The 13,623-nt window shown below is 67.9% G+C and carries 11 protein-coding genes; 8 read left to right on the plus strand and 3 right to left on the minus strand.

Going from position 1 to position 13,623, the window contains the following annotated elements; all coding sequences use genetic code 11:
• The 5 genes from FFK22_RS33185 to FFK22_RS33210 form a co-directional block, all read left to right on the plus strand.
• Positions 1 to 3,985: YadA-like family protein (locus FFK22_RS33185; RefSeq protein WP_186002788.1), on the plus strand; the 3,985-nt coding region annotated here is incomplete at its 5' end.
• Positions 3,986 to 3,996: 11 nt separating this feature from the next.
• Complete coding sequence (locus tag FFK22_RS33190; protein WP_138892318.1) at positions 3,997 to 4,569, plus strand: invasion associated locus B family protein; 573 nt, start codon at positions 3,997 to 3,999, stop codon at positions 4,567 to 4,569.
• Positions 4,570 to 4,613: 44 nt separating this feature from the next.
• The gene (locus FFK22_RS33195) at positions 4,614 to 5,264 is read left to right on the plus strand and encodes a hypothetical protein (RefSeq protein ID WP_138892319.1); all 651 of its coding nucleotides are present in this window, start codon (positions 4,614 to 4,616) and stop codon (positions 5,262 to 5,264) included.
• A 46-nt stretch (positions 5,265 to 5,310) separates the two neighbouring features.
• A complete protein-coding gene (locus tag FFK22_RS44040; protein WP_221939034.1) occupies positions 5,311 to 6,144 on the plus strand; it encodes an OmpA family protein in 834 nt (277 codons plus the stop codon).
• Positions 6,145 to 6,318: 174 nt separating this feature from the next.
• On the plus strand, positions 6,319 to 7,095 hold the full coding sequence (locus FFK22_RS33210) for a hypothetical protein (RefSeq protein WP_138892320.1): 777 nt from the start codon (positions 6,319 to 6,321) through the stop codon (positions 7,093 to 7,095).
• A 150-nt stretch (positions 7,096 to 7,245) separates the two neighbouring features.
• On the opposite strand, the gene FFK22_RS33215 is transcribed toward FFK22_RS33210, so the two are convergent.
• From FFK22_RS33215 to FFK22_RS33225, 3 genes are all read right to left on the minus strand, one after another.
• Positions 7,246 to 8,466 carry a Gfo/Idh/MocA family protein gene (locus tag FFK22_RS33215; protein WP_138892321.1) on the minus strand — a complete coding sequence of 407 codons (1,221 nt, stop codon included), beginning with the start codon at positions 8,464 to 8,466 and terminating at the stop codon, positions 7,246 to 7,248.
• A gap of 18 nt (positions 8,467 to 8,484) precedes the next feature.
• Positions 8,485 to 9,531, minus strand: coding sequence for a sugar phosphate isomerase/epimerase (locus FFK22_RS33220; protein WP_138892322.1), 1,047 nt, complete (start codon positions 9,529 to 9,531; stop codon positions 8,485 to 8,487).
• 190 nt (positions 9,532 to 9,721) lie between these two features.
• Positions 9,722 to 10,609, minus strand: coding sequence for a GntR family transcriptional regulator (locus tag FFK22_RS33225; RefSeq protein WP_138892323.1), 888 nt, complete (start codon positions 10,607 to 10,609; stop codon positions 9,722 to 9,724).
• A 66-nt stretch (positions 10,610 to 10,675) separates the two neighbouring features.
• Between FFK22_RS33225 and FFK22_RS33230 the strand changes: the two genes are divergently transcribed.
• Genes FFK22_RS33230 through FFK22_RS33240 form a run of 3 tightly spaced genes read left to right on the plus strand, consistent with a single transcriptional unit; the run spans position 10,676 to position 13,600 of the window.
• Positions 10,676 to 11,518: an ATP-binding cassette domain-containing protein gene (locus FFK22_RS33230; RefSeq protein WP_221939035.1), complete on the plus strand. Its 843-nt coding sequence runs from the start codon at positions 10,676 to 10,678 to the stop codon at positions 11,516 to 11,518.
• 28 nt (positions 11,519 to 11,546) lie between these two features.
• On the plus strand, positions 11,547 to 12,527 hold the full coding sequence (locus FFK22_RS33235) for a substrate-binding domain-containing protein (RefSeq protein WP_186002789.1): 981 nt from the start codon (positions 11,547 to 11,549) through the stop codon (positions 12,525 to 12,527).
• Between the two features lie 59 nt (positions 12,528 to 12,586).
• Positions 12,587 to 13,600, plus strand: a complete 1,014-nt coding sequence (locus FFK22_RS33240; protein WP_138892325.1) for an ABC transporter permease — start codon at positions 12,587 to 12,589, stop codon at positions 13,598 to 13,600.
• The last annotated feature ends 23 nt before the right edge of the window (positions 13,601 to 13,623 follow it).

The following is a 13,623-nucleotide window of genomic DNA, read 5'->3' on the forward strand; positions in this document are numbered from 1 at the left end:
TGTCGCGGCGGGACGGCTCTCGGACACTTCGACCGACGCTGTGAACGGTTCGCAGCTCTTCGCCACCAACACGGCGGTGGACAGCGTCGCCAACGAGGTCACGACCATCACCGGCAAGCTGACGCACTACTACAGCGTCAATGACGGCGGCACCCCGGGCGCGAACTACGACAATGACGGCGCCACCGGCGCCAATGCGGTGGCGGCCGGTGTCGGCGCCGTCGCCTCGGGCGGCGACTCGGCGGCGATGGGGCACAACGCGCAAGCCCTCGGCGTGACCTCGGTCGCACTGGGCAGCGGCGCTGTCGCGGGCCTGGCCAGCGATCCGGTGAACAACGGCGACAACGTCGCCATCGGCAACGGCGCCAAGGCCGACGCCGCGGGCGGCAACAACAGCATCGCCCTGGGCACCCAGGCGAATGCACAGAACGCCTCGGTGGCGATCGGGCGCGACGCCAATGCCATCGAGGCCTCCACGGCGATGGGCCTGCGGGCGAATGCGGCCGGGGTGCGGTCGGTGGCGATCGGCAACGACTCCGAAGCGCTGGCGGCTCTGACCGTCGCCCTGGGCGACAACACCTCGGTGGCGGCCACGGCCGGCACGGGCTCGGTGGCGATCGGCCACGCCTCGCAGGTGCTGGGCGGCACCGGCGCGGTGGCGATCGGCGAAGGCCAGACGGTGAACGGCAACGGCGCCGTCGCCATCGGCGATCCGAACACCGTCACCGGCACCGGTGCGGTCGGCCTCGGCGCCAACAACACCGCCACCGGCACCGGCGCGCTGGCGCTCGGCAATAGCAACACGGCGACGGGGCAGGGCTCGATCGCGCTCGGCAGCACCAGCAGCGCGACCGGGGCGGGCTCGCTCGCCTTCGGCGACACGGCTTCGGCCGGCAATGCCGGCGACGTGGCACTGGGCTCGGGCTCGGTGACCGCGGCCGCGGTCAGCACCGCCAGCACCACCATCGCCGGCACGACCTACAACTTCGCCGGCACGGCGCCGACCAGCACGGTCAGTGTCGGCGCGCCGGGAGCGGAGCGGACCATCACCAATGTCGCGGCGGGCCGGGTCGCGGCCACCTCGACCGATGCGGTGAACGGCTCGCAGCTCTTCGCCACCAACACCTCGGTGAACACGCTGAACACCAAGGTCGACAACATCAACAATGGCGGCGGCATCAAGTACTTCCACGCCACCTCGACCCTGGCGGACAGCCAGGCGACGGGGACGGACAGCACGGCGGCCGGGCCGGAGGCGGTGGCCTCGGTGCAGGACGGCGTCGCCGTCGGCCACGGCGCGACCGCCGGGGCCAATGTCGGCGACGTCGCTCTCGGCTCGGGCAGCACGACCGCGGCCGTGGTCGCCACGACCAGCACCAAGATTGCCGGCACCACCTACAACTTCGCCGGCACGACACCGACCAGCACGGTCAGCGTCGGCGCGCCGGGGGCGGAGCGGACCATCACCAATGTCGCGGCCGGGCGGCTCTCGGCCACCTCGACCGATGCGGTGAACGGCTCGCAGCTCTTCGCCACCAACACGGCGGTGGACAGCGTCGCCAACGAGGTCACGACCATCACCGGCAAGCTGACGCACTACTACAGCGTCAATGACGGCGGCACCCCGGGCGCGAACTACGACAATGACGGCGCCACCGGCACCAACGCGGTGGCGGCGGGCGTCGGCGCCAGCGCCACGGCGGCGGACGCGGTCGCCCTGGGCAACGGGGCCACGGCCGGCGATGCCGGCGCGGTGGCGCTGGGCTCGGGCTCGGTCACGGCGGCGGCGGTCGGCACGGCCAGCACGACGATTGCCGGCACGACCTACAACTTCGCCGGCACGGCGCCGACCAGCACGGTCAGCGTCGGTGCGCCGGGGGCGGAGCGGACCATCACCAATGTCGCGGCGGGGCGGATCGCGATCGACTCCACCGACGCGGTGAACGGTTCGCAGCTCTTCGCCACCAACACCTCGGTGAACACGCTGAACACCAAGGTCGACAACATCAACAACGGCGGCGGCATCAAGTACTTCCACGCCACCTCGACCCTGGCCGACAGCCAGGCGACGGGCACGGACAGCACCGCCGCAGGACCGGAGGCGGTTGCCTCGGTGCAGGACGGCGTCGCCGTCGGCCACGGCGCGACCGCCGGTGCCAATGCCGGCGACGTGGCGCTGGGCTCCGGCTCGACCACCGCGGCGGTGGTGGCCACCGCGGGCACCACGATCGCCGGCAAGGGCTACAGCTTCGCCGGGGCGACCCCGACGAGCACGGTCAGCGTCGGCGCGCCGGGGGCGGAGCGGACCATCACCAATGTCGCGGCGGGCCGCCTCTCGGCCACCTCGACTGACGCGGTGAACGGCAGCCAGCTCTTCGCCACCAACTCGGCGGTCAGCATCCTGGGCACCCAGATCAACAACGGCGGCATCGGGCCCGTCCAGTACAGCGATCCCAATGAGCCGACGAAACCGAACGGCGGCACGCCGACCTTCGACCTGACTCTGGTGGGCAAGGGCTCCGGGCCGGTCAAGCTGCACAATATGGACGTAGGCGTGGTGTCGAAGGACTCGACCGACGCCATCAACGGCTCGCAGCTCTTCGGCACGGCGCAGAGCATCACCAACATCCTCGGCGGCGGCTCGAAGGTGAACCCGGACGGCTCCATCACCGGGCCGACCTTCGTGGTGCAGGGCAACAACTACTCGACCATCTACGACGCCGTCGGGGCCGTGAACGACAGCCTGACCAACATCAACAACGGCGGCGGCATCAAGTACTTCCACGCCAACTCGACCCTGGCGGACTCCGCGGCAACCGGGACCGACAGCGTCGCGATCGGACCGACGGCCGTGGCCTCGACCCAGGACAGCGTGGCGATGGGCCACGGTGCCACGGCGAGCGCCAATGCCGGTGATGTGGCGCTGGGCGCGGGCTCGAAGACGCAGGCCGCGGTCGGCACCTCGAGCGCCTCGTTCAACAACTTCACGCTCGACAACTTCGCCGGGGCCAACCCGACCAGCACGGTCAGCGTGGGCGATGTCGGCGCCGAGCGCACCATCACCAATGTGGCGGCGGGGCGGATCACCTCGACCTCGACCGACGCGGTCAACGGCTCGCAGCTCTACTCGCTGGCGTCGGTGGTCGACAACTCGATCAATGGCGGCGGCGGCATCAAGTACTTCCACACCAACTCGACCCTGGCGGACTCCACGGCCACCGGCAGCAACAGCACGGCCATCGGCCCGGCCTCGACCGCCAGCGCCAGCAACGCGATCTCGATGGGCAACGGCGCCAGCGCGTCCGCCAACAACGCGATCGCAATCGGCGCCGGGGCGCAGGCGACCAAGGCCAACTCGCTGGCCCTGGGTGCGGGGTCCAAGACCCTGGCCAACCTCTCCGACGCGGCCTACACGCCGGTGGTGGGCGCAACCACGGCCGGGGTGGCGACGGGCGAGGTCTCGGTCGGGTCCTCGGGGGCGGAGCGCCGCGTCACCAACGTCGCCGCCGGCTCGGCTCCGACCGATGCGGCCAATGTGAGCCAGCTGCAGGCCCTGTCGAGCCTCTCGGTGAAGTACGACACCGACGGCTCCGGCAACCTGACCAACCGGATCACGCTGCAGGGCGGGGACAAGGGCGCGCCGGTCACCATCGGCAACCTCGCGCCGGGCGTGAACGGCACCGACGCGGTCAATGTCGACCAGTTGAACGGCGCCTTCGACTCGCTCAACGGCAAGATCAAGCAGGCACGGCGCGAGGCTTGGCAGGGGGCGGCGATCGGCATCGCGGCATCGTCACTGCAGTTCGATCCTCGTCCGGGCAAGGTCAGCGCCGCGATGGGCGGCGGCATGTGGCACGAGCAGGCGGCCCTGGCCCTCGGCCTCGGCTACACCGCCGAGTCCGGCCGGATCCGCTTGAACGCCCGGGCCGTCACCAGCGGCGACGACTGGGGTGGCGGCGTCGGCATCTCCTTCACCTTCAACTGAGGGCGAGGCTGATGCGGCTGGCAGGGCTCCTGTTTGCGGTGCTGGCGGTGGCGGCGACGTCCGGGACGGCTTCCGCGGTGGGCTGGGTGCAGTTGCCCGGCGAGTACACCGTGAAGGCTTCGGAGGTCGCCATCCCCGACGGCGAGGAGCTCGGCCAGTATCGGCGGGTGGTCCAGCCGTTCAAGAACTGGACCCTGATCTGCGACGAGAGCCTGAAGTCGAAACGCCGGGTCTGCAACCTGACCCAGTCCATCGTCGATCAGCGCGGGGCGCCTGTCTTCAACTGGTCCTTCGTGGCCACGGCGGATGGGCAACCTCTGGTGGTGATGCGGGTCCCGGCGGCGGTCGGTCTCGGGCAGCAGATCGGGCTGGCGCTGGGTGACAAGCCGGACCGGATCGTCGCCCAGACCGACCGCTGCGACGGGGCGTTCTGCACCGCCACGATCGCCATCGGCCGGATGCTGCGGCGGCACATCCAGGCCGGCACCGATTGCACCGTCTCCTACACGCTCGCGGACGCCGGCGAGGTGTCGTTCCAGGCTCCCCTCGAAGGCCTGTTCACGGCCCTCTCCGCGATGAAATGACCCGGGCGTCCGATCGGACGCCCCTTAGAGGAAGGATGAATACGATGCGACTGGCCAAGACTCTGCTTCTGGGGACCGTCTCGGTCGCGCTCATTGCCGGCGCGGTCGTCGCGTTCGATCTGATCGGCTTCGCCCAGTTGCCGGCCCAGGCGGCGGATGCGCGGAAGCCGGCAGTGGAGGCGCCGAAGGCGCAGGAGCAGGCGGCCCAGAGCCAGCGGCCCGCTGCGGCGCAGCCGGCGGCGCCCACCACGACCGCCACCGCCAGCGTCTTCGACGAGCATGTCAAGCAGGCCAAGATCGGCGCCTGCGGCAACGTCTTCTCCGCGCTCGGCCGCGGCGTCGCCGCCGATGCCAGCTACACCGCGCAGACCCAGTGGGACACCAAGGCGGCCGACGCGCATGCGGTCGAGTCGATCGTCGCGTTGGCGGGAGACCCGGCGACGCAGGGAATGCCCGCGGCCGGCATCGTCTTCACGGCTCCGGTCGGACGCTCCTGCGAAGGCACCCTGGTCCGGGTGACGCCGGTCAAGGCCAGCTGCCAGACCGTCGCGACCCAGCTCGTTGACCAGCAGAAGGGCCAGACCGGGATGCTCGGCGAGCTGCCGCTGGTGTCCCTGCCCAACGGGGCGCGGGTCGTGCTCATGCCGGTCGACGAGAATTGCGTCGCCATGACCAGCCTGCGCGCCGCCGGCTGATGGATCGCCGCCCGCGGCAGCGGCGGCCGGGATCAGGGAGATGAAGATGCTTCGACCGTTCGTTCTGGTTCTCGCCTCCTGGGCCTGCCTCGCCGCCGCGGCCGGGGCGGCCGATTCGCCTCTCGCGCCGGCGCCGGCCGTGGGCGAGACGGTCGACTCCAACCGCAGCTACCTGGTGTTCTTCGACTTCGACAGCTCGAATCTGACCCCGGAAGCCAGGCAGGTCGTGGCCTCGGCCGCGGCCAGTGCGCTGCAGGGCGAGACCACCCGCATCGACGTCACCGGTCACACCGACCGTTCGGGCTCGGTACAATACAACCAGGCCCTCTCGGTTCGTCGTGGCGAGGCGGTCCGTCGCGAGCTGGTGGCCGATGGCGTCGCCGACAGCCTGATCGCGGTCAGGGGCGTTGGCGAGTCCGATCCGCTCGTCCCGACCGCCGACGGCGTCCGTGAGCCGCAGAACCGTCGCGTCGAGATCGTCCTGTCACCGACCGGGCCGGCGCCGGCGGCCGAAATGAGGGGGATCTGGGGCGCGATCGCCTATTCGGCGCCGGACCAGAAGCGCGGCTTCTTCTGGGGCGCCGACAAGGCGGACGAGGCCCAGGAGATCGCCTTGCGGCACTGCCTGAACCGGGACGGCCAGGACTGCAAGGTCGTCTCCCTGTTCCGCAACCACCGCCACTGGACCGACGACGACAAGAGCGGCTTCCCCTATGAGCACTGCGCCGCCCTGTCGGTCGGGACGTCTTCCGCCCCCGGCCGGCCGGCCCCCTGGGGCGCCGCCTCGGCCGAGACCCGCCGCGAGGCCGAGGAGAAGGCGACTGCGATCTGCGGCGGTGACGCCAATGAGTGCCGGATCCCCGAATGGGTCTGCACCTGAGGGTGCGCTTCGGCGCGGAGAACGCCGAGGTCCAGAGGCGATGACGACGCCGGTCCTCGGCGATCGGGGCCATGATCCGGACTCCCAACGGATCATGGCCATTTCCGTTTCCGGCGAGACCGGCCGCCAGTTCCAAAGCCGTTCTTGATCAAGACCGACCAGCCGAGGCTCTGAATGCTCCCCGTTTCCGCCCTGCAGTCGATGAACGTGCTTCTAGCGACGCCCTGCTACATCTCGGCGGTCTCGATGAACTACGTGACCAGCCTGTTCCAGTTCACCCATGAGGCGATCCGCCTGGGGCTGAGCTCGTCCCTGCACATGCGCTCGGAGAGCCTGGTCACCCGCGGCCGGAACGAGATCGTCAAGTTCTTCCTGATGAATGAGCAGTACACGCATCTGTTCTGGATCGACTCCGACATCGTGTTCAAGCCCGAGGCGGCCATCCGTCTCCTGCTGTCGGATTACGACGTTGCCACCGGGATCTATCCGATCAAGCGCTTCAACTGGCCGCAGCAGGGGGTGCCCGCCGGCACGACGAAGGAGTCCTTCGAGACGCTGTACACCGACTATCCGTTCAACCCGGTCGGCCTCGGCTCGGAGCCGCTGGACAAATTCGTCAGCGAGGAGGGCTTCATCGAGGTCGCCGAGGCGCCAACCGGGTTCATGGTCATCAAGCGGCATGTGTTCGGCCGGCTGATGCAAAGCTATCCGGAGCTCAACTACGTCCCCGATGGTCCGCCGAACAATCCGGAGGCCCCGTTCTACTGGCTGTTCTTCGACTGCATGGTGGATCCCGACACCAGGCGCTACCTGTCGGAGGACTATGCCTTCTGTCGCCGCTGGCGGGACATCGGCGGCCAGGTTCATGCCGATCTGCAGTCCGACCTGGGGCATCTCGGGCAGCACATGTTCCATGGCAATTTCGCCGAGAGCATCAGGCTGCGCCCATGATCCGAGAAGGGACGGCTCAAAAAAGGGTAATGCGCTCTGAACTGTTGCTCCGGTGCCGCTGGGATCGGTCTGCAAGAACGCTCGATCGGTCAGGATCATAATTTTCAGGAGAGAGACCACGTTCGCGTTTGGCCCTCTCCATCCCGATCTTCATCTGGCCTTCTTTCCCTTCGTGCTCGGCTTGGCGGCGTTCACAGGCGCCGCCTTGGCCTTCTTCGTCCTGGCCGGCCTGGGCGCCTCGACATCGACCCATTTGCCGGTCCGGCCCGAAGCAATGATCGCGTCGCAGACGACCGTCGTCTCCAGCGCGTCGCGGAAGGTCGGCGCCGCCGGCTTGCCGTCGGTGAGGCCCTGCAGGAAATCGGCGACCTGGTGCACGAAGGAATGCTCGTAGCCGATGACGAGCCCCGGCACCCACCACTTGCCGAGATAGGGGTGTTCGCCATCCGTGACCAGGATGGAGGTCCAGCCGCGGAGTGCGCCGGGCGTGCGATGATCAAACCATGCGACCCGATTGAGGTCGTGCAGATCCCAGGCGAAGGAACCCTTCTCACCGTTGATTTCCAGCGTATAGGCCGCCTTGTGCCCGCGCGCATAGCGGGTGGATTCGAAGGTGCCGAGCGAGCCGTTCGAAAAATGGGCCAGCACCGCGGCCGCGTCGTCGATGCCGACCTGCTGCACCTTGCCGGTCAGCGCATGCTTGCGCTGCTTGACGAAGGTCTCGGTCATGGCGGTCAGGGTCTTGACCGAGCCGTTGATCCAGATCGCCGTGTCGATGCAGTGTGCGAGCAGGTCGCCGGTCACGCCCGAACCGGCCGCGTCGACATCCAGCCGCCATGTCCCGGCGCCGCCTTGCGGCACGTCGGGTGATATGGTCCAGTCCTGCAGGAACTTCGCGCGGTAGTGATAGATCCTGCCGAGCAGGCCCTGGTCGACGATCTGCTTGATCAGGCTCACCGCCGGCACGCGGCGGTAATTGTACCAGACCATGTTCGGCACGCCGGCCTTCTCGACCGCCTGCACCATCGGCAGGCCTTCGGCGGCAGTGCGGGCGAGCGGCTTCTCGCAGGTGACCATCTTGCCGGCCTTGGCCGCCGCGATCGCGATCTCGGCATGGCTGTCGTTCGGCGTGCAGATATCGACCAGATCGATATCCTTGCGCTCGATCAGCTTGCGCCAGTCGCTCTCGACGCCCTCATAGCCCCACATCTGCGCGAAGGCCTTGGCCTTGTCGACATTGCGGGCCGCAACGGCCTTCAGGACCGGCCGATAGCCGGTGTCGAAGAAGTGCGAGACGTTAGCCCAGGCATTGGAATGCGCCCGCGCCATGAAGCCATAGCCGACCATGCCGACATTGAGTGTCCTGGCCATTTCGTTGTTCCCCCCGCTTCAGTCTTCGTGCCAGCCATGGGCGTCGCGCACCTTGATCATGGCGCCGAGCACGGCATTCCAGGTGTTCTGGTCCTCCATCACCGCATTCGGGAACATGCAGCCGTCCCAGCAGATATGGCGCATTCGCCTGGTCAGATTGCCGTCGCTGTCGCGCAGCCAATAGCCGGCATGCTTGGTGATATCGAGCCTGCCGTTCGGGTCGGTGACCTGGCAGTGGCGGCCGGTCTTCTCATGGTCGCCCGAGCCGAAGACGGTGCCGTCATTCTGCGCGACGTGGAAATCCATGGTCCAGGGCCGCAGCGCATCGGCGACCTTCCGATAGGCGGCGTCGAGCGTCGCCTGATCGGACCAGTCGAAATCCTTGGGCAGGATGCGGTCCTGCTCGGCGTTATAGCCGAGCGTGTAGAGCATCGAATGCGCCATGTCGGCCTGGTAGCCGACCACGCCCGGGCGATCGACGAGCTCGAGCAGCTTCACCATCTCGCGCCAGGAATGCATGCCGCCCCAGCAGATCTCGCCCTCGGCGACGAGGAACTCGCCATGATCCTCGGCGATGTCGGCGGCGTCCCGGAAGGTCTGCGCGATCAGCCGGGTATTGCCTTCCGGATCCCGATCCCAGGCCTCGACTCCCGTGGAGGAGTCGATCCGGATCCCGCCGGTCGGGCGGATGCCGAGCGCGCGCATCTGCCGCCCGATGGCGCAGGCTTTCCTGACCTGGTCGACGAAGCGCTTGCGGTCCTCGGCCGAGCCCATGGCCGATCCGCCGCCGGCACCGCCCCAGATCGGCGCGACGAAGGAGCCGACCTTCAGCCCATAGCCGGCGATATGGTCGGCCATCCGTTTGACCGCATCCCCGTCGCTGTCGATCGACACATGCGGATCGGTGATGAAGAGGTCGATGCCGTCGAACCTGACGCCGCCGACCTCGGCGTTGGCGGTCAGGCGCAGGAGCGTGTCGAGCGGAATGATCGGCTCGGAATCGCCGCCCTTGCCGACGATTCCCGGCCAGGCCGCATTGTGCAGCTTCGGAAAATTGTTGGTCATCGGATCCTCCCCAGATCGGAATCGCGCAGGCTTCTCTTTGACTGCCGGTTTGCCCGGTCAGCGTCGCAACCACTTCGGCCGCGACGCGACGACGTCGCAGCAGGTCGTCGTCAGCGCGGTGGACGAGCTCCGCTCGCGGATCTTGGCGCCCTTCTCGTCGTACGGGAAGGGCCGGGTTCACTGGCACCCGTCATCCTGCGGTCGAGCGGATCAGGGTTTCCTTCGCCGAGGCCAGATGGGCGCGGCAGGCGAGTTCGATCTTGGAGGTATCGAGGCTGAACAGCGCCTCGATATAGGCGAGGTGCTCGCGGATCGCGACCTCGTTGCGCTGCCGTTCGTCATGCTTGTTCCACTGATAGTGGTAGTGGAAGATCAAGGTGATGATGTCATAGAAGCTATCGATGAACCGGTTGGGAGTGGCCGTGTTGACAAGCCGGTGGAACCGGCTGTCGAGGTCGGAGAAGTCGTGATAGCGGAGCTCAATCTCTTGAAGCAGAGCGACGTGTTCTTCACGCAAGGCATCGACCTTTCGCCAATGCGGTGAGCTTTTCGGCAATGCCGCGAACGTCATCGCCGACCGCAGCTCGAACATCTCGCGGATCTCGAACAGGTCGAGCGCGAAGCTCGGCGTGAAGCCTTGGAACACCCAGCCGGCGTTCGGCCGTTTCTCGATCAGGCCGAAGCGCTGGAAACGGTTGAGGAACTCGCGGATGCCGGTGGTGGCGACGCCGAACTGGCGAGCCAGGTCGAGCTCGTTGATCGCCGTCCCCGCCCGGGCATCGCCCCGCAGCATCCATTCCATGAAGCGCTTCTCGATCTGCTCGGCCATCGGGACGGTTTCCGCCGCCGGAAACCGCTGCATGGCTCCACCGTCCGGGCGGACGGTTCGCCGGCGCCCGGTTCCGGCCACGGTCCCTTGCCCGGCCAGCGTCGAGAGCACCTTGCGCACCGTGGTGCGGCTGACCCCGAGCTGCGCACTGAGCACGGTCTCCGACGGCAGCGTGTCCCCGTCTTCCAGCGCCGCGAGCAGGTCCAAGGCGTCGTTGAAGGCGCGCTTGAATACCGTATCGGACTTCATGCCGGTGCTCTCCGTTCTTTATGGTTGTCTTTTAATCCATAAAAAACAATTTGACCACGAGCTCAGTTGGTTTTTCTGTATAAGGAACAAATAAGCGTATGCCGGGGAGGAAAAAAATATGATCGCCGTGAGATTTCGGCCGGTGAGCGCGTGAGCCCGATTCTCGAAGTCGCCGGGCTGCGCAAGAGCTTCGGGCCCGTCGAGGTGCTGCGCGGCGTCGACCTGCATCTCGATGCCGGGGAAGTCCTGGCCGTGGTCGGCGACAACGGCGCCGGCAAGTCGACGCTGATCAAGCATATCTCGGGGGTCTACCGGTCCGATGCCGGCCGGATGCTGCTGGCCGGCATGCCGCTCGATCTGTCCTCGCCGCGTGAGGCGCGGCAAAGGGGCATCGAGACCGTCTATCAGGACCTGGCGCTCGCCGACGACCTCTCGATCGGCGCCAACATCTTCCTCGGCCGCGAGCCGATGCGACGCCTGTTCGGGTTTCTGCCCGTCGTGGACGAGCGGACGATCCGGCGCGAGACCGCGGAGCTGCTGAAGCGGATTCGCAGCGAGATTCCGGCCGAGGCCCGCACCGTGGCGCGGCTCTCGGGCGGGCAGCGGCAGGCCGTCGCGATCGCGCGGGCAATCTATTGGCAAGCCAAGGTGGTGCTGCTCGACGAGCCGACCGCGGCGCTCGCAGTCATGGAGCGCGAGCGCGTGATCCATCATACCCGCGACCTCGCCGCCCACGGCGTCGGCGTCATCTATATCGGCCACAACCTAGTCGAGATCCTGAAAGTCGCCGACCGCATCGCCGTGATGTTCCGCGGCCGGGTGGTCCACGTCACGCCGGCGGCAGAGACGGATCAGGAGACCCTGATCAAATACATGACCGGCTACAGCGAATCCAAGAAGGCAGCCTGAGCGCTGCACGACACGGGGAGGAACCATGATGCGCAAGTCGTTACTGGCTGCTTCGGCGGCGGCCTTTGCCCTCGCGGGCGTCACGCCGGCCAGTGCCGAGGACACGGTCGCAGTGATCGTGAAGGCGACCACGTCGGAATACTGGCAATGGGTGTTCAAGGGCGCCGAGGAGGCCGGCCGGCAGCTCGGCGTCAAGGTCGACAAGCTGGGCACGCCGAAGGACGATGCCGCGGGCCAGATCGCCGTCCTCGAGAACGCGGCCGGGTCGAAGCCAGCCGCAATCGTGATCTCGCCGACCATCTTCGAAGCCCTCGGGGACCCCATCGCCGCGGTGACCGACGCCGGAATTCCCGTCATCGTGATCGATTCTGGGGCGAAGACGGACCAGTACGCCTCCTTCCTCACCACCAACAACGAGGCCGGCGGCAAGGCTGCGGCCGAGGCCATGGCGGCATGCATCAAGGAGCGGACCGGCAAGGCGGCGGGCAAGGTCGGCTATCTGACCGCCATGGCCGGCCATGAATCGCTCGATTCGCGGGATCGGGGCTTCGTCGAAGGCCTGAAGGCCTATCCCGACATCACGCTGGTCGGCAACCGGGTCGGCAACAACGAGGAGGCGGAGGGAATGACCCTGACCGCCGACATGCTGACCAAGGATCCGGACCTCGTCGGCCTGTTCGCCGACAATGCGCAGATGGGGACCGGCGCGGGCGCTTCGGTCGCCGAGCAGAAGCTGGGCGCGAAATTCTGCCTGGTCGCCTTCGACTCCGATGCTGGGGAGCTGGAGCATCTGAAGGACGGGTCGATCTACGCCCTGATCGTCCAGGACCCCTACATGATGGGCTTCGCCGGGGTCTGGTACGGCTACGCCGCCGCCCACGGCGTGCGCCTGCCGAAGACCGTCGACACCGGCGTCGGCACGGTGACGAAGGCCAGCATGAACGACCCGGCGCTGGCCGGCCTGCTCGACGTGTCGAAGCGCAAGCTCGACCCGTTCCTGGCCGACTGATCTGCCGCGGGCGGCGGGTTGCCGTGGCAGCCCCCGCCCGCTTTCATCACGGAGGTCCGATGACGGATCAGCCCATGCCGCACATCCGCCCTGGACCGCGCCTTCGCAGCGCTGCCCCGGGCAAGTCCCTTCAGGCTCTGCTCCGGCGCCTGCCGATCGAGACCTATGTCATCGCTTTCACGGTCATGCTCTGGGTTGCGCTGGCGCTGACCACGCCCAACTTCCTGACCGAAGGCAACATCAGCAATCTGATGCGGCAGACGCCGGTCGTGGCGATCGTCGCGATCGGCGTGATGTGCACGATCGTCATCGCCGGCATCGACCTGTCCGTGGGGTCGGTGGTCGCGTTCTGCGGCGTCGTCTTCGCCCAGATGTGCGGGCATGGCCTCGGCCTCGCGCCTGCCGCCCTGCTGACCCTGGCGGCGGGGGCGGGGGTCGGGCTGGTCAACGCCGCCGCGATCGCCCGCCTCGGCATCCCGCCCTTCATCGTGACGCTGGCGGGCCTGCAGGTCTATCGCGGCCTGGCATTGCTGCTGTCGGGCGGCATGACGATCGGCGGCCTGCCGGCCGAGGTGAAGGAGTTCGCCCGCGGCACCACCGGCCTGCCCAATCTGTTCTGGGCTATGGTGGCGGTCGGGGTCGCGGTCCACTACCTGCTCCGCTTCACCCGGACCGGGCGATACATGTACGCGATGGGCTCGAATGCCGAGGCCGCGCGCCGGCAGGGCATCAACACGCCCCGGATCACGCTGATCGCCTATGTGCTGAGCTCGGGCCTCGCGGCGCTGGCCGGCATCCTCCTGGTCTCGCGCCTCAGCATCGCGTCCCCGTCCATGGCCAATGCCTACGAGCTGCAGGCGATCGCCGCGGCTGTGGTCGGCGGCGCCAGCCTGTTCGGCGGCAGGGGCACCGTGCTCGGCACGGTGGTCGGCGCCGTCCTCTTCACCACGATGAGCAACGCGGCGGTCCTGCTCGGCATCGACCCGTTCTGGGAGATGGTGCTGGAAGGCCTCCTGATCGCGCTCGTGGTCTATCTCGACAACCTGCAGAAGCGACGGCAGGCCGGTTCCTGACAGGAATCCGGCGCAACGTCGGA

Source organism: Mycobacterium sp. KBS0706 (genome assembly GCF_005938675.2).
Classification (GTDB): domain Bacteria; phylum Pseudomonadota; class Alphaproteobacteria; order DSM-16000; family Inquilinaceae; genus Inquilinus.